The following is a 21,599-nucleotide window of genomic DNA, read 5'->3' as shown; positions in this document are numbered from 1 at the left end:
GAGCACCGGACCCTACCGGGACAGGGGCATGTTCCAACGGAAAATGCCCCAACTCCCCTCAACCGTGGCCACGTTGCGTAGTCTCCCCGTCACCGCCGCACAACAGTGCGCGGAACGCCGTGGCGGGAAAGGGAGTCGGCGTGCCCGGAATCGACGAGTGTCTGCTGGCGGCCATGACAGTGCCGGGCGCGCGCGGAGCGTCCCTTGTGGACTGGATCAGCGGACTCGCACTCGGCGCGGTCGGCGAGGCCGCCGGCGACGACCACGAGGCCACCGCCGCGGAGACCGCCGAACTGGCCAGGATGGCCACCGAATACGCCACCGAGCAGGGCCCCGCGGTAGAGGACCTCATCCTCACCACACAGAGCTCCTACCACCTGGTGCATTTCGTTGAGACCGGCTTCGACAGCACCGTGTTCCTGCATCTGTGGCTCGACCGGGACCAGGGCAATCTCGCACTGGCCCGGATACGGCTGCGGAATCTGGCCGAGGGGCTGGTGCTCGTATGAGAGCGGCCGTCTCCCCCATGCTCCTCAGGCTCGCCGACGAGCGCGCCACGGGCGTGCTGGTCCGCGACCACGGCGCCCTCTATCTCGCCGACGGCCAGGTCGTGCACGCCGAGAGCCCCCGAGCACCCGGACTCGACGTCCTGCTCACCGCGAGCGGCCTGCTGAAGCCCGACAGCTGGGCGGAAGCGGTCGCGCAGGCAGGCGCGCGCTGCGAGGTCGCCCGCTTCCTCGTCGACAGCGGCCAGGTCGCCGGGGGCAAGCTGGAGATCTGCCATCTGGGCGCGCTGTTCGACGCGGCCTTCTTCGCGCTCTCGCCGACCGGCGGGCCGACCCGCTTCCGCTACGGGGTCGTCCACTGGATCGGCCGGGTGCGGCCGGTGCCCACCGAGGTCGTGGAGCGCGAGGCCAGGAGGCGCGGCCAACTGCTGGACTCCGTCTGGCCCCACCCCACGGTCGACACCGCTCCGGTGGAGCGCCGCGCGCACCCCGCGGCGCGGACGGTCAGCCCGCTCAGGCAGTCCCTGCTCGACCTCGCCGACGGCATACGCACCCCGGCCGCCATCGCCAGAGCACTGGGGCGTCCCGCCTTCAACACCCTCATCGAGGTACGGAGGCTGGCCGCCGACGGGCTCATCGAGACGCCGGAGAAGTCGGCGCTGCCCAGCCGACCCGCCGCCTCCTCCGCCGCCGAGGCCACCGAGCCCCCGTCGGTCCTGGACTCCGCCATGCTCCGACGGCTGCGCGACGCACTGGAGGCAACCCTGTGAGGCACCGCTCCGTCCACCTGGTCCTTTTCCCACCGTCATGAGGCGCGCATTGAGGCTGCGCGCCGAGAGGAGAGCACTCATGAGGGCCGAGGCCGACCTGCTCGCCGAACTGAAACGCCTGCGTATACGCGTACCGCAGCTCACCGGCGCACTCGCCGCCAGCTCGGAGGGGCTCGTGCTGGCGGCCGACACCGAGGAGGCGGAGAGCGTCGCCTCGCTGACCGCCGCGGCGCTGCGCGCCGCGCTGCGGCTCACCGAGGCGACCGGACAAGGGGGCTTCCGCGAGCTGCTGGTCCAGGGCGAGCGGGGATACGTCGCGACGTATGCGGCGGGTTCCTCGGCCCTCCTCACCCTCCTGGCCGAGCCGCGTACCAACGTCGGCCGGCTCCACCTCGAGGCCCGACGCTCCGGCGCCCGTATCGGCGAGCTGGTGGACGGCGCCCTCGACCGACCGGAGAACACCTGACCCATGACCGACACACCATCGCGATCAACCAGCAGACGGAAAGGAAGTGCGCATCTCATGGCCAACACCGAACGCGCCCTCAAGGAAGCCACCACTGTCATCGAGGGTGCCCTCGGCGCCGCGCTCGTCGACTACACCAGCGGAATGGCCCTCGGCACCATCGGCGGCGGAAAGGATCTGGACCTGTCCGTGGCCGCGGCGGGCAACACCGACGTGGTGCGCGCCAAGGTGCGCACCATGGAACAGCTCGGGCTCAAGGACGGCATCGAGGACATCCTGATCACGCTCGGCACTCAGTATCACCTGATCCGGCTGATGAAGGGCAGGGGGGCCAGCGGCCTGTTCCTCTACCTGGCACTCGACAAGGACCGGGCGAATCTCGCCATGGCCCGGCACCAGCTGAAGAAGATCGAGGCCGAGCTGGAGATCTGATCGCTCGCGGCCGGGCGGAGGAGCTCCCGTGGAGCTCCTCCGTCCTGTCGCGCTACTCCACGAACAGCCCTCGCGCCGCCGCCTTCGCGTCGAACTCCTCCAGCCGGGCCTGCGCGTCCGGCAGGTCGTCGCACATCGCCTCCAGCAGCACCCGCCCCAGCAGCATCGGCGCGCACGCCGTGTCGAAGGCCAGGCCCGTGCCGACCGCCGCCGGGATCAGCAGATCGCTGTGGCCGGCGACCGGGGCGAAGGCCGAGTCCGCGACGGTCACCACCTTCAGGCCCGCCGAGCGCGCGTGCGCCAGGGCCTCCACGACCTCCTTGGGGTGGCGGGGCAGCGCGAAGCACAGCAGGGCGCTCGCACCCGCCAGGCGGGCCGCGTCGATGCGGTCGGTGAGCATCGTGCCGCCCTCGTCGAGGAGGCGTACGTCGGGGTGCACCTTGGCGGCGAAGTACGCGAAGCCGCGGGCCTGCGAGGACGCGGCGCGCAGGCCGAGCACCGGCAGCGGACGGGAGGCGGCCAGGAGACGGCCCGCGCGTTCGACCGGGGACGGGTCGGCGAGCAGGTCGGCGAGATGGCGCAGGTTCTCGATCTCGGCCTGCACCGCCTGCTGGTACTCGTTGATCCCGTTCTGGCCCGCCTCGCTCTCCGCGGGCGCGACCTCCCGCAGATGCTTGCGCAGCGCCGGGTATCCGTCGAAGCCGAGAGCCACGGCGAAGCGGGTGACGGAGGGCTGGCTGACCCCGGCGACCTCGGCGAGTTCCACGCTGGACAGGAACGGGACGTCGGCGGCCCGGCGCACCATGCTGTGGGCGATCCGGCGCTGGGTGGGGGTGAGCCGGTGGCCCTCGAAGAGCTGTTGGAGCCGTGCGGCAGGGCTGTCGCTCATGCCGTCCCCCTCGTCTGGTCGTTCATCACGTCGGTCATCAGGTCGGTGAACCGGTCGAGCAGCGCGGCCGCCGCGGTCACGTCGTCGGTGAGCGGCCGGTCGGCGAGTTCCTCGTCGAGGACCCTCTCGGCCAGCTCGAAGGCCCTGCCCACCGGGAGTGCGGGATCGGGCCGCAGTCCGCGCTGGCGCAACGCCCTTACGGCGGCGACGAGTTCACAGCCGACGACGAGCCGGTACGCGCCCCCCGCCCGCAGTGTCTGACGCGCCGCCAGCGAGGCGAAGCTGGCCTGCTCCTCGACGCCCCGGGACAGTACCGCGTGGCCGAGCGACGCGGGGGCGGAGAAGGCCCGCAGATCGCCGAGGGCCGCGCCCGCCGCGTATTCGAGGATCATCACGCCGGAGCTCGCCGCCTCCGCGCCCGCGAGGAAGGGCCGCAGCCGGGTGAAGGCGGGCTCGTTCAGGGCGGAGAGCCGGGAGGTGGACAGCCGCGCCGTCTGGGTGATCGCCAGCCTGAAGTGGTCGAGGTCCAGGGCGAGTTGGGCCATGTAGAAGCCGCCGTGGTGGTACGCGGCCATGTCGATGGGGCGGATCAGGGGGTTCTCGGCGGCCGCGTTGATCTCGACGGCGAGGGTCCGCTCCAGCGCGTCCGCCGCGTCCTGGGCGGGCCCGTGTATCTGCGGCAGACAGCGGAAGCCGTACGGGTCCTGGATGCGGCCGAGCGGCGGGGTCGGCCGCTCGGGCGCGCCGAGGAGCCGGCGCATTCTGGCCGCGACGGCGTAGGTGCCGGGGTGCGGGCGGGCGGCGTGCACGGGTTCCGCGTACGCCTCGTAGGAGCCGTCGACCGCGAGGAGCGAGAGGGCGCCGACCAGCTCGGTGGCCGAGACGAGCGCGCGCAGTTCGTCCAGCGCGAGCGCGGCCTGCCCGAGAGTGAGGGCGTTGGAGCTGATCAGGGCGAGGGCGTCGTTGTTGTCGAGGGCCTGGGCCTCGGGGGCCGGGCCGCCCTCCCAGGGGTGTTCGCCGGCGAGCGCGAGGCCCATCTGGGCCAGCGCCGCGATGTCGCCGGTGCCGACCGAGCCGAATTCGTTGACGACCGGATGGGCGCCGCACTCCAGCGCCTCGCAGAGCGCGGTGACGACCCCGGGGCGCAGCCCCGCGCCGCCCGCGAGCAGCTGGTTGGCGCGGACGGCGAGCATGGCGCGGACCTCGCGGGCGGGCAGCGGTTCGCCGATGGCTCCGGCGTGCGAGCGCAGCAGGCGCAGGCCGTGGCCGGCGGCGGCCTCGGTGGGCACGTCCTCGTTCCGGTTGGCGCCGACGCCGGTGGAGCGGCCGTAGACACGGCCGGACGCGGCGAGCTCGCGCGCGGCGTCCCAGGCGACCTCGACGCGCTTCATCGCCTCCGAGCCGGGGACGGGCCGGGCCGCTCCGTCGGCCAGCCGGACGATGTCCGCGACGGGGAGGCTCTGTCCGTCGAGGACCACGATGCCGGTGGGTGAGTCCACCATGTGGGACGACATCACGCGCAAACCCCTCCTTTTACGGACAGTCTGTCTTGCCTTCCGAGCATCCGTAACGAGCGATTTACCCCGAGGCATTGACAACTTATTCAGACACCGAGAACTCTGCATGACCATATGCAGGCCGGGCAAGGGACCACTGATGATCAAATTCGAAGCAGTGAACAAGCGATTCCCCAACGGCACGACCGCAGTGAACGACCTCAACCTGGAGATGGCCGACGGCGAGATCACCGTCCTCGTCGGATCCTCCGGATGCGGTAAGACCACCACCCTCCGCATGATCAACCGGATGGTCGAGCCCACCTCCGGGACCATCCACGTCGGCGGCAAGGACGTCCTCACCCAGGACGCGGCGCAACTGCGCCGCTCCATCGGATACGTCATCCAGCAGTCCGGCCTCTTCCCGCACCGCACGGTGCTCGACAACATCGCGACCGTGCCGTTGCTCCTCGGCTGGGGCCGCAAGAAGGCGCGGGCGCGGGCCGCCGAACTCCTTCAGACCGTCGGCCTGCAGGCCGACGCGGGCAAGCGCTATCCGCACCAGCTCTCCGGCGGCCAGCAGCAGCGCGTCGGCGTGGCTCGCGCGCTGGCCGCGGACCCGCCGGTGCTGCTGATGGACGAGCCGTTCGGCGCGGTCGACCCGGTCGTGCGCACCCAGCTCCAGGACGAACTGCTGCGCCTCCAGCAGGAGTTGGGCAAGACGATCGTTTTCGTCACGCACGACATCGACGAGGCGGTGCGACTCGGCGACCGGATAGCCGTGTTCCGTACGGGCGGCCACCTCGTCCAGTGCGCGTCCCCGGCAGAGCTGCTGGCCCGACCGGCGGACAGCTTCGTGGCGGACTTCCTGGGCGCGGAGCGGGGGCTGAAGCTGCTCTCGCTGTCGACGCTCGCCGACGTGCCGCAGGGCCCGCTGCCCGAAGGCGGCCGCTGGGAGCTCGCGCTGGACGAGGCGCGCGCCCCGCTCGGCTGGCGCGACAAGGACGCGGACGCCGCCGGGGACCTGCTCCCCGTACGGCCGCTGCGCGACGGCGACTCACTGCTCTCGGCGCTGAACGAGTCCGTCGCATCCCCCGCGGGCCTGGTCGCCCGGATCGACGCGAAGGGCGCCCTGACCGGCGTCACCTCGCGCGAGGACATCCACCACCACGCGGGCACCGCACACGCCGCCGCGCGGGTGGTCGCATGACCATCGAATGGTCGTGGATATCCGACCACGCCGGCGATCTCACCACCCTGTCCCTCTCCCACCTCCAAGCCGCCCTGACCGCCGTCCTGTTCGGGCTGCTGATCTCGCTCCCGCTGGCCGTGCTCGCGCATCGCGTCCGCCCCCTGCGCGGCTTCCTCCTCGGGCTGTCCAACGTCCTGTTCACCATCCCCTCCATCGCCGTCTTCGTGCTGCTCCTCCCGGTCTCCGGGCTGACCCGCACGACCACCGTCATCGGCCTGACGATCTACACGCTCGTCGTCCTGCTCAGGAACACCGTCGAGGGCCTCGACTCCGTACCGGCCAGGACCAAAGAGGCCGCGAAGGCGATGGGCACGCGCCCCCTGCGCACCCTGCTCACCGTCGAACTGCCCCTCGCACTGCCCGTGATCATGGCGGGCGTACGGATCGCCACCGTCATGTCGATCTCGCTCGTCTCCGTCGCCACCTACATCGGTGACGGCGGCCTCGGCCAGCTCTTCACCGACGGCTTCCAGCGCAATTTCCCCACCCCCGTGGTCGCCGGTGTCGTCCTCACCCTCCTTCTCGCACTGATCGCGGACGCGCTGCTGGTCGCCGTGCAGTACGTCCTCACCCCCTGGACCAGGAAGGGCAGGGCCTGAGATGTACGAGCTCTTCAAGAACCTCGGCTCCTGGCTGACCAGCGGCGAACAGTGGTCCGGCTCCGACGGCATCGCCCACCGGCTCACCGAGCACCTTCAGTACTCGCTGCTCGCGACCCTGATCGCCGCCGTGATCGCACTGCCCGTCGGCCTGCTCATCGGGCACACCGGCCGCGGCGCGTTCCTCGCCATCAACCTCTCCTCCTTCGGCCGCGCCCTGCCCACCGTCGGTCTCGTCGTCCTGGTGTTCCTCGCCAGCGGTCTGTCGATGACTCCGGTCTACGTCGCGCTGGTCGCCCTCGCCGTCCCCTCGATCGTCACCAACACCTACGCGGGCATGACCGCCGTCGACCCGGAGGTGAAGGACGCCGCGCGCGGCCAGGGCATGCGCGGCCACCAGATCCTGCTCCAGGTCGAGATCCCGCTCGCGCTGCCGCTGATCATGACCGGGCTGCGGCTCGCCCTGATCCAGGTCGTGGCGACGGCCACCATCGCCGCGTACGTCAGCTTCGGCGGTCTCGGCCGCTACGTCTTCGACGGCCTCGCCCAGCGCGACCTCGTCCAGGTGCTGGGCGGCGCGGTCCTCGTGGCGGTCGTCGCCGTCGCACTCGACCTTTGCCTCGCCACCCTCCAGCGCGTCCTGTTCCGACACCGCCGTACAGCCTGAGGAGCCCTCACCATGAACCGACGCACCCTCCTCGGCGGCCTGTTCGCCGCGGCCACCGTCCCCGCGCTCGCCGCCTGCAGCAGCGGCATCACCTCCCTCGAAGGCGAGGGAGGCAGCCTGTCGGGAGGCGGCTCCAGCAAGGACGGCCTCACCATCGGCACCGCCAACTTCACGGAGAACCAGGTACTCGGCTTCCTGTACGCGGCCGTCCTCGACGCCGCCGGAGTGAAGACGAAGGTCCGCCCCAACCTCGGCACCCGCGAGATCCTCATCCCCGCGCTCAAGGGCGGCGACATCGATCTGCTGCCCGAGTACCAGGGCGCGCTGCTGCACTACCTCGACCCGAAGGCGACAGCCACCGAGGAGGGCGAGATGCAAAACGCCCTCGCCGTCACACTCCCGGCGGGCCTGCAGGTCCTCCCGTACGGCATGGCCGAGGACTCCGACGCCTTCGCCGTCACCCGCGAGACCGCCGAGAAATACGGCCTGAAGACTCTCGGCGACCTCGCCAAGCAGAACGGAAAGCTCGTCATCGGCGCGGCTCCCGAGGTCAAGAAGAGGGTCGTCGGCGTCATCGGCCTGAAGGACGAATACGGCGTGGAGTTCAAGGAGTTCAAGTCACTGGACTCCTCCGGACCGCTGGTCAAGGGCGCCCTGAAGAAGGGCGACGTCGACGTCGCCAACCTCTTCACCACGGACACCGACATCACGGCCGAGGGCTGGGTCGTCCTGGAGGACCCCAAGAATCTCGTCCCCGGCCAGCATGTCGTCCCGCTGATCGCGGACCGCAAGGCCGACTCGACCGTACGCAAGGCACTGGCCCGGCTGGGCGCCGTACTGACGACCGAGCAGCTGACCGAGCTCAACCGGCAGGTCGACAAGGACAAGAAGGACCCCGAGGACGTGGCCAACACCTGGGCGAAGCAGCACGGGCTCGCCAAGAAGGGAGCCTGACCTCAGCCCGCCCCCCAGGTAGCCCTACGGGAAAACACTGGGGCTAACCCCACTGACGCGGGCGCCGTCCGGCCGTAGCGTGAACGGTTATGGAAGCCCGCGACCCTGAGCTCAAAAAGGAGCTCGACGCCACCCTGCACGCCCGCCGTGAGCTGGGGGAAGAATACGACGCCGCGCTCGTCGAATCGTTTCTGGAGAAGGTCGAGCAGCGGCTCGACGGCACGGTGGACCGCCGTGTGCGCCGCCAGCTCGCCGAGCAGCAGATGGTGGTCGCCCGCGGCGCCCGCCCGCCGCAATCCGCCGAGGCGAACTTCGGGGAACGCTTCGGCTTCGCGATCGTCTCGCTGATCCTGGCGATCCCGCTGTCAGCCATCGCCGTGGTCAACGCGAACCTGGAGGGCCTGATCGTGGCCTGGTTCGGAATCGTCGGCGTGAACGCGGTGCATGCGGCGCGGGGGTGGCCGTGGATGAGGAGCCGCCGCGAGAAGTCCGACTGGGAGAACTGACCGGTCCCTGCACGCTTCGGGTGCGTCCGGGTGTCTGAAACGACGATCACCGCAGCCATTTCATTGGGAACCCCGACGGTGGGCAGCCAAGTCCGCGAGAGCGGCGCCGGTTGAGGCGCAAAAAAAGCGCGGGGACCGCCGCACCCCCGGCGAACCGGGGGGCGGGACGACGGCGGTCCCCGCGTGGGACACGGTCCCGGGTCAGGGCCGGTCTCCGCGTCCAGGGCGTCTTGGGAGGTCCGGGAGCCGCTCCGAAAATCCTAGACGCCGCTATGGGTGCCGGCCGGGATCCCTGCCCGGTCCCCCTGCCGACATCCACCACTGTGCAGGACGCGTGTTAAGCGGGTGCTGCGCGTACGTGTCGCGCGCGTACCGATTGTGCGAAACCGCGTTCGTACAGTGCTACTTACCGCCCTTGGCGAGGAATGACAGCAGATCCTGACGGCTCACCACACCCGTCGGCTTGCCCTCCACCAGCACAATCGCCGCATCCGCCACACCGAGCACCGACATCAGGTCCCCGACCGGCTCGCCCGAGCCCACCTGCGGGAGCGGCGCGCTCATGTGCTTCTCCAGGGGGTCGCCGAGCGAGGCGCGCTGGGTGAACAGCGCGTCCAGGAGCTCGCGTTCGACGACCGAGCCGATGACCTCCGCGGCCATCACGTCCGGGTGGCCCGCGCCCGGCTTCACGATCGGCATCTGGGACACGCCGTACTCGCGGAGCACCTCGATCGCCTCGCCGACCGTCTCCTCCGGGTGCATGTGCACCAGGCTGGGGATCTTGCCGCCCTCCTTGTCGCGCAGCACGTCGGCGACGCTCGCGGACGGACCGGAGTCCTCCAGGAAGCCGTAGTCCGCCATCCACTCGTCGTTGAAGATCTTGGAGAGGTAGCCGCGGCCGCTGTCCGGCAGCAGTACGACGACCACGTCGTCCGGGCCGAGCCCTTCGGCCACCTTCAGCGCCGCGACCACGGCCATGCCGCAGGAGCCGCCGACGAGCAGGCCCTCCTCCTTGGCGAGACGGCGCGTCATCTGGAAGGAGTCCTTGTCGGACACGGCGACGATCTCGTCGGTCACGGTCCGGTCGTACGCGGTCGGCCAGAAGTCCTCGCCGACGCCCTCGACGAGGTAGGGACGGCCGGAGCCACCGGAGTACACGGAGCCCTCCGGGTCAGCGCCGATGATCTTGACCTTGCCGTCGCTGACCTCCTTGAGGTAGTTGCCGGTCCCGGAGATCGTGCCGCCGGTGCCGACGCCCGCGACGAAATGGGTGATCTTCCCGTCCGTCTGCTCCCACAGCTCGGGACCGGTGGTCTCGTAGTGCGAACGCGGGTTGTTCGGGTTGGAGTACTGGTCGGGCTTCCAGGCGCCGGGCGTCTCGCGGACCAGCCGGTCGGAGACGTTGTAGTACGAGTCGGGGTGCTCGGGGTCGACGGCCGTGGGGCACACGACGACCTCGGCGCCGTACGCACGGAGCACATTGATCTTGTCCGTGGACACCTTGTCCGGGCAGACGAAGATGCACTTGTAGCCCTTCTGCTGGGCCACGATCGCCAGGCCGACGCCGGTGTTGCCACTGGTCGGCTCCACGATCGTGCCGCCGGGCTGGAGCGCCCCGCTCTCCTCGGCCGCCTCGATCATCCGCAGCGCGATCCGGTCCTTCACCGACCCGCCGGGGTTGAAGTACTCGACCTTGGCCAGGACGGTCGCCTGAATGCCTGTGGTGACGCTGTTCAGCTTCAGCAGCGGGGTATTGCCGACAAGACTGATCATCGAGTGGTGGATACGCACAATGTTCTCCGGGATCTCCGTAGGTATGCGGCCAGCGTAAGCGGAGCAGCGGGTGATTGGGCGACGGTAGCCACGGGGCAGTTAGCTGGTGACTGAAGCTGAGCTACGAGGAGGTGGCTGGGACTGTGTCGAGGGCGAGGGTGGCACGGCGCATCGCGGCGGGCGCGGCCTACGGGGGCGGCAGCATCGGCCTGCTCGGAGCGGCGGCAGTGGGACTTGTACTGGCGGAGGTCCAGCTGGCGAAGCGCTCCGTGGGCGGGGGCACGGCCCCTCTTCCACCACGCGGCGACGGGCTGTACGGGCTGGCCTTCGGGCGCAGCAATCCGCTGATCCTCGGCGTACTGGGGGACTCGACAGCGGCGGGTCAGGGCGTACGGCGGGCCGGCCAGACACCGGGGGCTCTGCTGGCGTCCGGGCTGGCGGCGGTGGCTGAGCGGGCGGTGGAGGTCCGCAACGTGGCGCTGCCGGGGGCGCAGTCGGACGACCTGGAGCGACAGGCGACGCTGCTGCTCGCGGACCGGACGCGGACACCGGACGTCTGCGTGATCATGATCGGCGCGAACGACGTCACGCACCGGATGCCGCCCACGCAGTCCGTCCGCCATCTCGCGGCCGCGGTGCGCAGGCTGCGTACGGCGGGTGCGGAGGTGGTGGTCGGCACGTGCCCGGATCTCGGCACGATCGAGCCGGTGTACCAGCCACTGCGGTTTCTGGCGCGAAGAGTCTCACGGCAGCTGGCGGCGGCGCAGACGATCGTGGTCGTCGAGCAGGGTGGCCGCACGGTGTCCGTGGGCGACCTGCTGGGGCCGGAGTTCGCGGCGAACCCGCGGGAGATGTTCGGCGCGGACAACTACCACCCGTCGGCGGAGGGCTACGCGACGGCGGCGATGGCGATGCTGCCGACGGTGTGCGCGGTGCTCGGCGTCTGGCCGGAGTCGGACCGCCTGGAGGCGGACCGCCACGAGGACATGCTCCCGGTGGCGAAGGCGGCGGCGACGGCGGCGAAGGAGGCGGGCACGGAGGTCACGGCGGCGAGGGCGCCCTGGGCACTGCTGAAGCACCGCCGACGCCGCCGCCTCCCGACCCCGGCACCGACCCCGGAACCGTCTCCGGCGCCGGAGGCGAGGCGGGGGTAGGCGTCCGGCGTGCCCGATGCGGCGGCGCCCGGGGCCTGGGCGGTCCGGAGTGCGCCGGTTCCGTGGGGTGCGGGTTCCGGGTCGCCTCCGGGCGACCCTGCACCGCCCCTCCCCACCAGACAGCCTGCGGTGCGCGGCGGTTCGCCCGCGAGACCACCCACCGGGCAGCAACCACCAACGCCCCCTGGCCCACGTTCACCACGGACGCTGGAAACGCGGGGACGACCCTGCACCGCCCCTCCCCACCGGACAGCCCGCGGTGCGCTCCGGGGTACGCCGGTGCCGCGCGGCGCGAGCTCCGGGGCCCCTACGGGCTCGGCTCCTCGGCGTCGCGGCGATGAGGGGTTCGTAAGGGCACCCGGTGTCCGCCGGAGTTCGGGGTGCGGGCCGCGTTTTCGCTCCGCGGCGGAGCCGCAGGAGTATGGGGTGTGGGGCGCCAGACCCACTGCCCCGGGGGTCTGGGGGCGCAGCCCCCAGTTTCGGGAAGGGGCGGGGTGGGGGACAAACCCCCGCCACCAACTGAGCGCTCGCTTAGAAAAGAGGCCCGCATCACACGCCCCGCCCCGTGACCACAGCCATACGTACCGGTAACTTCCCAGACAGCGCCCCCTATCCGCCCCGCACCCCCTGGAGCCGTGATGCCCGAAGCCGTGATCGTCTCTGCCGCCCGCTCCCCCATCGGCCGGGCCTTCAAGGGCTCCCTGAAGGACCTGCGTGCCGACGATCTGACCGCCACCATCATTCAGACCGCCCTCGCCAAGGTCCCCGAGCTCGACCCCAAGGACATCGACGACCTGATGCTCGGCTGCGGCCTGCCCGGTGGCGAGCAGGGGCACAATCTCGGTCGCATCGTCGCCGTGCGGATGGGGATGGACCACCTTCCCGGCTGTACGGTCACCCGCTACTGCTCCTCCTCCCTGCAGACCAGCCGCATGGCGCTGCACGCCATCAAGGCCGGCGAGGGCGACGTGTTCATCTCCGCCGGTGTCGAGACGGTGTCCCGGTTCGTGAAGGGCAACTCCGACACCCTTCCGGACACGCACAACCCGCTCTTCGCCGAGGCCGAGGCCCGTACCGCCTCCGTCGCCGAGAACGGCGCCGCCGACTGGCACGACCCCCGCGAGGACGGCCTGGTCCCCGACGCGTACATCACGATGGGCCAGACCGCCGAGAACCTGGCCCGCCTCAAGGGCGTGACCCGCCAGGACATGGACGAGTTCGGCGTACGGTCGCAGAACCTCGCCGAGGAAGCCCTCAAGAACGGCTTCTGGGAGCGCGAGATCACCCCTGTGACGACCCCGGACGGCACAGTCGTCTCCAAGGACGACGGCCCCCGCGCGGGCGTCACCCTGGAGGCCGTGCAGGGCCTGAAGCCGGTCTTCCGCCCCGACGGCTTCGTCACCGCCGGAAACTGCTGCCCGCTCAACGACGGCGCCGCCGCCCTGGTGATCATGTCCGACACCAAGGCGCGCGAGCTGGGTCTGACCCCGCTCGCCCGGATCGTCTCCACCGGCGTCTCCGCCCTGTCCCCCGAGATCATGGGCTACGGCCCGGTCGAGGCCTCCAAGCAGGCGCTGAAGCGGGCGGGCCTGACCGTCGGCGACATCGACCTGGCCGAGATCAACGAGGCCTTCGCCGCCCAGGTCATCCCCTCCTACCGGGACCTCGGCCTGGATCTGGAGAAGGTCAACGTCAACGGTGGCGCCATCGCCGTCGGCCACCCCTTCGGCATGACCGGCGCGCGGATCACCGGCACGCTGATCAACAGCCTCCAGTTCCACGACAAGCAGTTCGGTCTGGAGACCATGTGTGTCGGTGGCGGCCAGGGCATGGCGATGGTCATCGAGCGGCTGAGCTGAGCGGCAGCGGAGGGTAAGGGTCGCCTGAGGCACGAAGGCGGCACTTGCCCGAAGCGGAGGCGAAGCGGAACGCGACCAACGGAGCGAGCGCCGTAGCTGAGCCGTTGGCTGAGCCGTTTCGGCCCCGCGTGGAACTCAACTCGTGACTGAATCTCCCCCAGGATGTGACCTATCTCCTGGGGGAGAGCCATTCCCCCAGGTCAGGGCAGCTTTCGGCTTAAACGCCGGGCACAAAGTCCTGTCCAATTCGTGACGTAATGCACTGACAGGGGGCGCGGGCTCCCCGCAAGCTGAGGTAGGAAGTCGGGGGATCGATTGAAACCAGGAGTACGTCAGTGAGCGCCATTTCTCTTGCCCTGCTGCTGACCACGGCCGCCGCCACCGCCGTGGGCGCCGCTGCCCTGCACGCCGCCCACGGGCTCCGTATGCAGGTCACGGCCCTTCGCAGCGAGCTGGCCGCGCACGGTACCGGCCGTCTCGCGACCGTGCCGCAGGCCCGACCCACCCCCGCCGCCGAGATACGCGCCGCGGTCGCCGAGGCGCTGGCCGAGGAGCGCGAGCGCGAGCTGGCCGAGGCGCGCGCCTTCTGGGCGGCGCAGGAGTCGCGCGACGCCGCGGACGCGCCGTCCCTGCTGGGCGGCCTGGCCGCGCCGGGCGACGAGCTGCCCCCCTTCTACGTACCGCGCCAGGCCGACTTCGTGGGCCTTGAGGCGATGGACTTCGAGGCGGTCGAGGCGCTGGACGACCTGGCGGACCTGCCCGAGGTGACGGAGTTCGCCGAGGACTCCCCCGAACTGGCCGCGGCCCGCCGCCGCCACCCCTCGCACCCGGACTTCGTCCCGGTCCAGACGACCCCGGTCGTCACCGACCACGAGCGCACCGTGGCCCGCCTGGAGGAGCTCGCCGAGACGCGCACGGAGCTCGCGGACGTACGTCCCGGGCCGCTGGGCACGCTCGACGTGTACGTCTTCGCGGACGGTACGACGCTGTGTATGACCCCCGGCCACCGCGAGACCGCCGAGAGGCTCGCCGAGGCGCTGCGGGTGGGCGACACCCCGGTGCTGCTGGGCGGCTCCGGAGTCTCGGGCGCGTACGCCCTGACGTTCGCGTGCGGCGAGGAGAGCGTCTACATCCTCGCGGACCGCGTCATCGCCTCGCTGTAACCCCGTCCCTGCCCGCGGTGTCGAATCCCGCGGGCCCGGGGCCAAACGCCCCACAGACCCCCCACGGGCTCGTCGGCCCCCGGGCTACAGCCCCGCCCGGCCCACCGCCTCACGCACCAGATTCACGGCCTCGTCAACCTCCGCCATGGAACCGGACGGGGCCATTCTCAATGCCTCGGCCAAATCTCGCCCGGCCACCATCAGCTGATCCGCGACCGCAAACAGGCCCGCCTCCGGCATGACCCTCGGCTCGCTTCCGGGGGTCTCGATGTACTGGGCACGCAGTGCCAACTCCCTGGCCAGCGCGAGGCCTTCGGCCGCCGCACCACGCTGCAGCCGACTCTGCGGCGCGGCCCTCAAACGGTCGGCGAAGCGGTCCACCGCGGCCGTCAGCTCACTCGTATCACGCACCCCGCGACCCTATGCGCCGAGACCGCACTGTTGCCAATACGCGAACGCTCAGGCACGGTGGCGTGAAGGAGCACACGCGCAACGCGTCCGGAGGCGCCGATGTCCCAAGTCTTCTCCGAAGAGACCCATCGAAATCTGCTCTCCCGAATCCCTCACTGCACCGGTCGTGAAATCTCCGACTGGCTTCGCACCGTCGAGGAGGGCCCATCCCTCTTCCGCTTCGAGGAGAAGGTCAGCTGGCTCCGGAGCGAGCACGATCTCGCTTACGGACATGCCAAAGCGATCATCCATGAGTACGACCTGAGGCGCGCCGCGCGCAAACTGCTCTAGGTCTCGAGACGCCGAAGGGCCCGCCCGGCTCTCGCCGTACGGGCCCTTCGTCACGCCTCTGACAACCGGTCCTGCTAGTCGTCGCCGCTGAAGATCGCGACCAGTCGCAGCATCTCCAGGTAGATCCAGACCAGCGACATCGTCAGACCGAAGGCCGCCAGCCAGGACTCCTCACGCGGAGCGCCGTAGGCGATGCCGTCCTCGATCTGCTTGAAGTCCAGCGTCAGGAAGAAGCAGCCGATCAGGATCGCGAGGATGCCCACGATCGCGCCGAGCGGGCCGAAGCTGCGCAGACCGCCGTCCTCGGCGACGCCGAAGACCACCAGCAGGAGGTTCACGGCCATCACGACGATGAAGGCGATCGCGATGGTCATGCCGATGCGGGCATACCGGGCGGTGACCCGGATCCAGCGCTGCTTGTACATGAAGAGGGTGGCGCCGCTGACCGCCATGGTGCCCAGCACTGCCTGGAAGGGCGCACCCGACCAGACACTGTTGTACATCTCGCTGATGACGCCGAGGAAAATGCCCTCGAACGCGGCATAGCCGAGGATCAGCGCGGGCGACGGCGTCCGCTTGAAGGACTGAATGATCGCGAGGACGAACGCCACCAGTGCGGCGCCGAAGGCGAGCGCATAGCTGGTGGACGAGACGGGCAGCACCACCCAGGCGAGGATCGCGCCGACGGCGACGGTGCCCAGGGTCATGGCGGTACGCGAGACGACGTCGTCCATCGTCATGGCGTTGGTGCGCGCGGGCGCCGGGGCGCCGTACTGCGTGTCCGCCGGAGCGTAGGGGTTGGTGGCGTACGGGTTGCCCGCGCCCTGTGCGTAGGGGCTGGTTCCTACGGCGGGGCTCCCGGCCTGCGGCTGCTGCGCGTTGAATCCCGCGTAGGCGTTGTCGCGGCTGAACCCCCGTCGCGAGAAGACCGGGTTACTGCTCCTCATCTCACTCCTCCATGGCCACCCTGCGCGGCCTTGGAGCCAGAGTAATGGGCAAGCAAAAGGAACGCCCTAGTGCTCGGGGAGGATCTTTCCGCGATCGTGACCGGAATCAAGACCGGTACCGGCGCCGCCCGGGCGGTTCGACCGGGCGGCGAAGTGCCCGGAGCCGGACTTGAACCGGCACGCCCCCGAGGGGCAGCGAGGTTTAAGCTCGCCGTGTCTGCATTCCACCATCCGGGCATGGCGTGCGGTCCGCGTTGGCACCCGAGCCTATCCGGGTAGATCGCCCGGCCTCCCGGCCCATGGCCCGAAGTTGTCTTATTTTACTGGCGTCTGAGGGTGCGTCAGTGCAGGTGGCAGGGCATTCGTGGCCGCCCTGCCGGGCCCGCGGACGCCGTCTCACGTACACCGGAATGACGGAAAGTCGCCGCCCTTCCCCTCCTCGCGTCTCAGGGACGCCGTCATACCAAAGGAGGACGATCGGGCCCTGCGGTCCGACCCAAGTGGCCCCCGGGAACGGGCACCGGGACTGACGATCCGGCGCGCGGCGGCAGACACGATGGGGTGGTCCCCACGACACACCTCGACAGGAGCCCTCCTCGTGACCACCACCACTCCCATCGCTCACCGCGCCACCGCAGTGGCCGCCCGCGCCACGGATCTGTCCAAGGTGTACGGACAGGGCGAGACCCAGGTGGTCGCGCTGGACCGGGTGACCGTCGACTTCCGGCAGGCGGAGTTCACCGCGATCATGGGGCCCTCGGGCTCCGGCAAGTCCACGCTGATGCACTGCGTGGCCGGCCTCGACAGCTTCAGCTCCGGATCCGTACGGATCGGTGAGACCGAGCTCGGCTCGCTCAAGGACAAGCAGCTGACCCAGCTGCGCCGGGACAAGATCGGCTTCATCTTCCAAGCGTTCAACCTGCTGCCCACGCTCACCGCGCAGGAGAACATCACCCTCCCGATGGACATCGCGGGCCGCAGGCCCGACAAGCAGTGGCTGCAGCAGGTCATCGACATGGTGGGCCTGCGGGACCGGCTCAGCCACCGCCCCACGGAGCTCTCCGGCGGCCAGCAGCAGCGCGTCGCCGTCGCCCGCGCACTCGCCTCGCGGCCGGACATCATCTTCGGCGACGAGCCGACCGGAAACCTGGACTCCCGCTCGGGCGCCGAGGTGCTGGGCTTCCTGCGCAACTCGGTACGGGAGCTCGGCCAGACCGTCGTCATGGTCACCCACGACCCGGTGGCCGCCTCCTATGCCGACCGGGTGATCTTCCTGGCGGACGGCCGGATCGTCGACGAGATGCTCAGCCCCACCGCCGACGGCGTCCTCGACCGGATGAAGGAGTTCGACTCCAAGGGCCGGACCAGCTGAACGGCCAGTGCTCCTCCTCCCCCTAGGCCCTGTCCGGCTCTCACCTCAGGACTGACACAGACATGTTCCGTACCGCCCTGCGCAATGTGCTCGCGCACAAAGCCAGGCTGCTGATGACCGTGCTCGCCGTGATGCTCGGCGTGGCCTTCGTCTCCGGCACCCTGGTCTTCACCGACACCCTCGGCAACGCCTACCGCAACCAGTCGGCCAAGAGCTACGACAACGTCGCGGTCGTCGTCACGACGTACGCGAGCCAGAAAGACACCAACCAGAAAGACGCCATCGACACCAGGACCCTGGAGAAGATCCGGGGTCTGGACGGGGTCGCCGGTGCCACCGGGCGGGTCTCCGGCTTCGCCGGGGTCGCCGACCAGGACGGCAAGCTGATCGGCAACGGCTGGTCCAACACCGGCGCGAACTTCGCCCCCGGCAAGGACGGCAAGGACTCCGCCTACACCTTCACCGACGGTTCGGGGCCGGAGCGGGACTCGCAGATCGCCCTCGACGAGGACTCCGCCGACAAGGGCAAGTACCGGGTCGGGGACACCGTGCGGGTCGCGACCAACGGCCCGGCGAAGGACTACACCCTCTCCGGTGTCTTCACCACCGAGGACGGCGCCGTCAACGCGGGCGGCAGCCTCGTCCTCTTCGACACCTCCGTCGCGCAGAAGCTCTATCTGCGGCCCGGCCACTTCAAGGACGTCACGATCGCAGCCGCGGCCGGGGCCTCCGACCAGAAGATCCTGGACGCGGTCCGGCCACTGCTGCCCAAGGACGCCCAGGTGCAGACCGGCAAGGAGCTCGCCGACGAGCAGGCCCGGGAGATCGAGCAAGGCCTGTCCAACCTCAACACGATGCTCCTCGCCTTCGCGGCCATCGCCCTCTTCGTCGGCATCTTCCTGATCGCCAACACCTTCACCATGCTGGTCGCCCAGCGCACCAGGGAGCTGGCGCTGATGCGCGCCGTCGGTGCCTCGCGCCGGCAGGTCAAGCGCTCCGTAATGCTGGAGGCGCTGGTCGTCGGCACCCTCGCCTCGGTGATCGGCTTCGTCCTCGGTATCGGTCTCGCGACCGGGCTGCGCTCGGCGATGACCTCCTTCGGCGCGAAGGTGCCGGCCGGTCCGCTGGTGATCTCGCCCACCGCGATCATCGCCGCGCTCACGGTCGGCGTCCTCGTCACCGTGCTCGCCGCGTGGCTGCCCGCCCGCCGGGCCGCGAAGATCCCGCCGGTGGCGGCGATGGGCAGCGCCCATCTGCCCGCGACGACCAAGTCCCTGGTCGTACGCAACAGCATCGGCAGCGTCATCATGCTGGCCGGCACGGCGGCGATCTTCGCCGGTGCGGCGACCGGCAAGGACGACGGCCGGATGATGATCGGCGGCGGCGCGTTCCTGGCGCTGATCGGCATCATCGTGCTGATCCCGCTGCTGTCCCGTCCGGTCATCGCGCTGGCGCGGCCGCTGCTGCACCGGGTCTTCGGAGTCTCGGGCAAGCTGGCCGGACAGAACGCGGTCCGCAACCCCCGCCGTACCGGAGCCACCGCATCGGCGCTGTCGATCGGCCTCACCCTGGTCACCGGTCTCACGGTCATCGGCGTCACGCTGGGCCAGGCCATCGACAAGACGACCACGGACAACATCCGCGCCGACTACATGGTCACCATGGCCGGAGGCGGCGGCCTCGACAAGTCGGCGCTCACCGCGCTGGAGAAGGCGAAGGGTGTCAGCGCGGTCTCGCCACAGCAGGCCACCTCGCTGGAGATCAAGAACGAGTTCCACTCCGTCTCCGCGGTCACCCCCGGGGACGTGGAGAAGGTCCTCGCCCTGAAGACCGTCAGCGGCTCGCTGTCGACGCTCGCCAAGGGTCAGATCGCGGTGGCCGAGAAGACCGCCAAGTCCAAGGGCTGGAAGGCCGGGGACACCCTGCCGGTGAAGTTCGGTGACCACAGCGAGGGCGGCAGGACAGAGACCAAGAATCTGACGGTCGGAGCGGTCTACCAGGACAACGAGTTCCTCTCGCCGGTCCTGGTGTCGAAGTCGCTGGTCGCGCCCTTCGAGGCGAAGCCGTACATCCCCGAGGTCTGGGTGAAGATGGACGGCGGCGCGAGCGAGGCGAACGAGCAGGCGCTGGTGGACGCGCTGGGCGACAACCCGGCGATGAGCATCAAGGATCGCCAGGACATCCGGAACATGTTCGGCGGCATGATCAACACGATGCTGAACATCATGTACGGACTGCTGGCGATGGCCCTGATCATCGCGGTGCTCGGCGTCATCAACACGCTCGCGATGTCCGTCTTCGAGCGTCAGCAGGAGATCGGCATGCTGCGGGCGATCGGCCTCGACCGCCGCAAGGTCAAGCGCATGATCCGCCTGGAGGCGGTGGTGATCTCGCTCTTCGGCGCGGTGATCGGTATCGGGCTCGGATCCTTCCTGGCCTGGGCGCTGGGCGAGACGCTCAAGTCGGAGATCCCCGAATACACGCTGGTCGTGCCGTGGGACCGGATCGGGATCTTCCTGCTGCTGGCCGGAGTGGTCGGGGTGCTGGCCGCGATGTGGCCGGCGCGCAGCGCCGCGAAGCTGAACATGCTGACGGCGATCAAGACGGAGTAGCGATACGGATGTTGAGGGCCCCGCGACCGGTGTGGTCGCGGGGCCCTCGCATGTTCTCAGGTCCAGGTGCGGGTCCGCAGCGGCAGCCCTGAGGCACCGCTCTCGGGCGTCTTCACGGCGAGGATCTGGTTGACGCCGATCTTGTTGCGCTCGAAGGAGATCGCGCAGGCGGCCATGTAGAGCCGCCAGACGCGGGCGCGTCCCGGTGAGCTGTGGCGCACGGCCTGGTCCCAGTCGGCCTCGAGGTTGGCGACCCAGCGGCGCAGGGTCAGGGCGTAGTGCTCGCGGATCGCCTCGACGTCACGCACCTCGAAGCCGGCCGCCTCAAGGCTGGTGACGGTACGGCCGAGGGGCGCGAGCTCGCCGTCGGGGAAGACGTAGCGGTCGATGAACTCGTCCACGTGGTAGGCGGATTCGTTCGCCTCCGGGGGGCGGGCGATCTGGTGGTTGAGGAGCCGGCCGCCGGGCTCCAGCAGCGAGAAGAGCTGTTCGGCGTACTGGTGGTAGCGGACCTGGCCGACGTGTTCGGCCATGCCGATGGAGGAAATGGCGTCGTACGGACCGTCCCTGACGTCCCGGTAGTCCTGGACGCGGATCTCGATCCGGTCGGTGAGTCCCTCTTCGGCGATGCGCTTACGTGCGTACGCGGCCTGCTCACGGGAGAGGGTGATGCCGGTGACCTGGACGCCGTACTCGCGGGCGGCGTGCATGGCCATGGAGCCCCAGCCGCAGCCGACGTCGAGCAGCCGGTCGCCCTCCTTGAGGCCGAGCTTGCGGCAGACGAGGTCGAGCTTGTCGCGCTGGGCGTCCTCAAGGGTGCCGCCGTCCTGCCAGTAGGCGCACGAGTAGACCATGGACGGCCCGAGGACGAGTTCGTAGAAGGGGTTGCCTACGTCGTAGTGGTGGCTGATGGCCTTCTTGTCGCGGCGCTTGGTGTGCAACGGCCCGGCGCGGCGGCGGACCTCCTCGGCGGGCGGGGGCGGGGGCGGCAGTGCGCCGCCGATCTTCAGCAGGCCTCGGGCGGCGGCCCGCAGGCGGGGGTCTCGCAGGGGGTGGCCGGACGTGGGGCTCTCGTCGCCGCGCTCCCAGATGATCCCGGAGAGCAGGTCAAGGGCGGCGTACAGATCACCTTCGACGTCGATCTCCCCGGCCACCCAGGCCCGCGCGAGCCCGAGCTCACCGGGCCGCCACAGCAGCCGGCGCAGGGCGCGGCGGTGCCGGACGACGAGTACGGGAGCGCCTGGAGGCCCGGACTCACTACCGTCCCAGGCCCGGATACGAACCGGGAGCGGGGCCCCCAGCAACTCCTCGGCAAGAGTGGTCAGCCGCATCGCGGCGTCGCCCATGGCGCACACCTCCGTGACGATGGATCCCAGAAATGCTCCGGCATCGCGCCGCGCTTGTGGCAGCGCGATGCACTCCTGGGAACAATCCGACCACC

The 21,599-nt window shown here is 70.2% G+C and carries 21 protein-coding genes and 1 tRNA gene; 15 read left to right on the top strand and 7 right to left on the bottom strand.

What is annotated here, in order from left to right; genetic code table 11:
* Positions 1-140: 140 nt before the first annotated feature.
* The 4 genes from OG905_RS24380 to OG905_RS24365 are packed head-to-tail and all read left to right on the top strand — an operon-like array spanning position 141 to position 2,174.
* Entirely contained in the window at positions 141-509 is a 369-nt protein-coding gene (locus OG905_RS24380; RefSeq protein WP_328677087.1) for a hypothetical protein, read from the top strand.
* A complete protein-coding gene (locus OG905_RS24375; protein ID WP_328677086.1) occupies positions 506-1,276 on the top strand; it encodes a transcriptional regulator in 771 nt (256 codons plus the stop codon). Before OG905_RS24380 ends, OG905_RS24375 begins: the two co-directional genes overlap by 4 nt.
* Positions 1,277-1,313: 37 nt before the next feature.
* Complete coding sequence (locus OG905_RS24370) at positions 1,314-1,742, top strand: roadblock/LC7 domain-containing protein (RefSeq protein ID WP_328677084.1); 429 nt, start codon at positions 1,314-1,316, stop codon at positions 1,740-1,742.
* A gap of 57 nt (positions 1,743-1,799) precedes the next feature.
* Positions 1,800-2,174 carry a hypothetical protein gene (locus OG905_RS24365; RefSeq protein ID WP_328677082.1) on the top strand — a complete coding sequence of 125 codons (375 nt, stop codon included), beginning with the start codon at positions 1,800-1,802 and terminating at the stop codon, positions 2,172-2,174.
* A gap of 52 nt (positions 2,175-2,226) precedes the next feature.
* Here the strand turns inward: OG905_RS24365 and OG905_RS24360 are convergent, their stop codons facing one another.
* Together OG905_RS24360 and OG905_RS24355 are read right to left on the bottom strand one after the other, a co-directional pair.
* Positions 2,227-3,063: a MurR/RpiR family transcriptional regulator gene (locus OG905_RS24360; RefSeq protein WP_328677080.1), complete on the bottom strand. Its 837-nt coding sequence runs from the start codon at positions 3,061-3,063 to the stop codon at positions 2,227-2,229.
* Positions 3,060-4,577, bottom strand: a complete 1,518-nt coding sequence (locus tag OG905_RS24355) for an aromatic amino acid ammonia-lyase (RefSeq protein WP_328677077.1) — start codon at positions 4,575-4,577, stop codon at positions 3,060-3,062. Before OG905_RS24355 ends, OG905_RS24360 begins: the two co-directional genes overlap by 4 nt.
* 142 nt (positions 4,578-4,719) lie before the next feature.
* Here OG905_RS24355 and OG905_RS24350 point away from each other — a divergent pair, with 142 nt between their 5' ends.
* The 5 genes from OG905_RS24350 to OG905_RS24330 all read left to right on the top strand — a co-directional run bounded on the left by OG905_RS24350 (position 4,720) and on the right by OG905_RS24330 (position 8,537).
* On the top strand, positions 4,720-5,769 hold the full coding sequence (locus tag OG905_RS24350) for an ABC transporter ATP-binding protein (RefSeq protein WP_328677076.1): 1,050 nt from the start codon (positions 4,720-4,722) through the stop codon (positions 5,767-5,769).
* Complete coding sequence (locus OG905_RS24345) at positions 5,766-6,410, top strand: ABC transporter permease (RefSeq protein ID WP_328677074.1); 645 nt, start codon at positions 5,766-5,768, stop codon at positions 6,408-6,410. The genes OG905_RS24350 and OG905_RS24345 overlap by 4 nt, the downstream gene beginning before the upstream one ends.
* Position 6,411: 1 nt before the next feature.
* Positions 6,412-7,077, top strand: coding sequence for an ABC transporter permease (locus tag OG905_RS24340; protein ID WP_328677072.1), 666 nt, complete (start codon positions 6,412-6,414; stop codon positions 7,075-7,077).
* A 12-nt stretch (positions 7,078-7,089) separates the two neighbouring features.
* On the top strand, positions 7,090-8,031 hold the full coding sequence (locus OG905_RS24335; RefSeq protein ID WP_328677070.1) for an ABC transporter substrate-binding protein: 942 nt from the start codon (positions 7,090-7,092) through the stop codon (positions 8,029-8,031).
* 89 nt (positions 8,032-8,120) lie between these two features.
* Positions 8,121-8,537: a hypothetical protein gene (locus tag OG905_RS24330; protein ID WP_328677067.1), complete on the top strand. Its 417-nt coding sequence runs from the start codon at positions 8,121-8,123 to the stop codon at positions 8,535-8,537.
* A gap of 402 nt (positions 8,538-8,939) precedes the next feature.
* Here OG905_RS24330 and OG905_RS24325 read toward each other — a convergent pair whose 3' ends face one another.
* A complete protein-coding gene (locus OG905_RS24325; RefSeq protein ID WP_328677065.1) occupies positions 8,940-10,328 on the bottom strand; it encodes a cystathionine beta-synthase in 1,389 nt (462 codons plus the stop codon).
* A gap of 140 nt (positions 10,329-10,468) precedes the next feature.
* On the opposite strand from OG905_RS24325, the gene OG905_RS24320 reads away from it, so the two are divergent.
* From OG905_RS24320 to OG905_RS24310, 3 genes are all read left to right on the top strand, one after another.
* Complete coding sequence (locus OG905_RS24320) at positions 10,469-11,464, top strand: SGNH/GDSL hydrolase family protein (protein WP_328682565.1); 996 nt, start codon at positions 10,469-10,471, stop codon at positions 11,462-11,464.
* 638 nt (positions 11,465-12,102) lie between these two features.
* A complete protein-coding gene (locus tag OG905_RS24315; RefSeq protein ID WP_328677063.1) occupies positions 12,103-13,323 on the top strand; it encodes an acetyl-CoA C-acetyltransferase in 1,221 nt (406 codons plus the stop codon).
* 335 nt (positions 13,324-13,658) lie between these two features.
* On the top strand, positions 13,659-14,486 hold the full coding sequence (locus OG905_RS24310) for a hypothetical protein (protein WP_328677061.1): 828 nt from the start codon (positions 13,659-13,661) through the stop codon (positions 14,484-14,486).
* Positions 14,487-14,570: 84 nt separating this feature from the next.
* On the opposite strand, the gene OG905_RS24305 is transcribed toward OG905_RS24310, so the two are convergent.
* Positions 14,571-14,897, bottom strand: a complete 327-nt coding sequence (locus OG905_RS24305) for a hypothetical protein (RefSeq protein ID WP_328677059.1) — start codon at positions 14,895-14,897, stop codon at positions 14,571-14,573.
* A gap of 99 nt (positions 14,898-14,996) precedes the next feature.
* Here OG905_RS24305 and OG905_RS24300 point away from each other — a divergent pair, with 99 nt between their 5' ends.
* Positions 14,997-15,227, top strand: a complete 231-nt coding sequence (locus OG905_RS24300) for a DUF4287 domain-containing protein (protein ID WP_328677057.1) — start codon at positions 14,997-14,999, stop codon at positions 15,225-15,227.
* A gap of 74 nt (positions 15,228-15,301) precedes the next feature.
* Here the strand turns inward: OG905_RS24300 and OG905_RS24295 are convergent, their stop codons facing one another.
* Both OG905_RS24295 and OG905_RS24290 read right to left on the bottom strand, forming a co-directional pair.
* Positions 15,302-16,174, bottom strand: coding sequence for a Bax inhibitor-1/YccA family protein (locus OG905_RS24295; RefSeq protein WP_328677054.1), 873 nt, complete (start codon positions 16,172-16,174; stop codon positions 15,302-15,304).
* Positions 16,175-16,328: 154 nt separating this feature from the next.
* Positions 16,329-16,411 (bottom strand) — tRNA-Leu (locus OG905_RS24290).
* A 319-nt stretch (positions 16,412-16,730) separates the two neighbouring features.
* On the opposite strand from OG905_RS24290, the gene OG905_RS24285 reads away from it, so the two are divergent.
* Both OG905_RS24285 and OG905_RS24280 read left to right on the top strand, forming a co-directional pair.
* Complete coding sequence (locus tag OG905_RS24285) at positions 16,731-17,546, top strand: ABC transporter ATP-binding protein (protein ID WP_443043979.1); 816 nt, start codon at positions 16,731-16,733, stop codon at positions 17,544-17,546.
* Positions 17,547-17,608: 62 nt separating this feature from the next.
* Complete coding sequence (locus tag OG905_RS24280; protein WP_328677049.1) at positions 17,609-20,158, top strand: ABC transporter permease; 2,550 nt, start codon at positions 17,609-17,611, stop codon at positions 20,156-20,158.
* Positions 20,159-20,214: 56 nt separating this feature from the next.
* Here OG905_RS24280 and OG905_RS24275 read toward each other — a convergent pair whose 3' ends face one another.
* Positions 20,215-21,504 (bottom strand): cyclopropane-fatty-acyl-phospholipid synthase family protein, encoded by a 1,290-nt coding sequence (locus tag OG905_RS24275; RefSeq protein WP_328677047.1) that lies wholly within the window; start codon positions 21,502-21,504, stop codon positions 20,215-20,217.
* Between the last annotated feature and the right edge of the window lie 95 nt (positions 21,505-21,599).

The organism is Streptomyces sp. NBC_00322 (genome assembly GCF_036147535.1).
Classification (GTDB): Bacteria; Actinomycetota; Actinomycetes; order Streptomycetales; family Streptomycetaceae; genus Streptomyces.
The sequence above is the reverse complement of the archived record's forward strand: the minus strand, read 5'-3'. Positions and strand labels throughout refer to the sequence as shown.

Bases quoted from the DNA above. Each gene is read 5' to 3' on its own strand.
- OG905_RS24375 (WP_328677086.1), top strand. From the start codon at position 506: ATGAGAGCGGCCGTCTCCCCCATGCTCCTCAGGCTCGCCGACGAGCGC.
- OG905_RS24370 (WP_328677084.1), top strand. From the start codon at position 1,314: ATGAGGCGCGCATTGAGGCTGCGCGCCGAGAGGAGAGCACTCATGAGG.
- OG905_RS24365 (WP_328677082.1), top strand. From the start codon at position 1,800: ATGGCCAACACCGAACGCGCCCTCAAGGAAGCCACCACTGTCATCGAG.
- OG905_RS24360 (WP_328677080.1), bottom strand. From the start codon at position 3,063: ATGAGCGACAGCCCTGCCGCACGGCTCCAACAGCTCTTCGAGGGCCAC.
- OG905_RS24355 (WP_328677077.1), bottom strand. From the start codon at position 4,577: ATGTCGTCCCACATGGTGGACTCACCCACCGGCATCGTGGTCCTCGAC.
- OG905_RS24350 (WP_328677076.1), top strand. From the start codon at position 4,720: ATGATCAAATTCGAAGCAGTGAACAAGCGATTCCCCAACGGCACGACC.
- OG905_RS24345 (WP_328677074.1), top strand. From the start codon at position 5,766: ATGACCATCGAATGGTCGTGGATATCCGACCACGCCGGCGATCTCACC.
- OG905_RS24340 (WP_328677072.1), top strand. From the start codon at position 6,412: ATGTACGAGCTCTTCAAGAACCTCGGCTCCTGGCTGACCAGCGGCGAA.
- OG905_RS24335 (WP_328677070.1), top strand. From the start codon at position 7,090: ATGAACCGACGCACCCTCCTCGGCGGCCTGTTCGCCGCGGCCACCGTC.
- OG905_RS24330 (WP_328677067.1), top strand. From the start codon at position 8,121: ATGGAAGCCCGCGACCCTGAGCTCAAAAAGGAGCTCGACGCCACCCTG.
- OG905_RS24315 (WP_328677063.1), top strand. From the start codon at position 12,103: ATGCCCGAAGCCGTGATCGTCTCTGCCGCCCGCTCCCCCATCGGCCGG.
- OG905_RS24300 (WP_328677057.1), top strand. From the start codon at position 14,997: ATGTCCCAAGTCTTCTCCGAAGAGACCCATCGAAATCTGCTCTCCCGA.
- OG905_RS24295 (WP_328677054.1), bottom strand. From the start codon at position 16,174: ATGAGGAGCAGTAACCCGGTCTTCTCGCGACGGGGGTTCAGCCGCGAC.
- OG905_RS24285 (WP_443043979.1), top strand. From the start codon at position 16,731: ATGGGGTGGTCCCCACGACACACCTCGACAGGAGCCCTCCTCGTGACC.
- OG905_RS24280 (WP_328677049.1), top strand. From the start codon at position 17,609: ATGTTCCGTACCGCCCTGCGCAATGTGCTCGCGCACAAAGCCAGGCTG.
- OG905_RS24275 (WP_328677047.1), bottom strand. From the start codon at position 21,504: ATGGGCGACGCCGCGATGCGGCTGACCACTCTTGCCGAGGAGTTGCTG.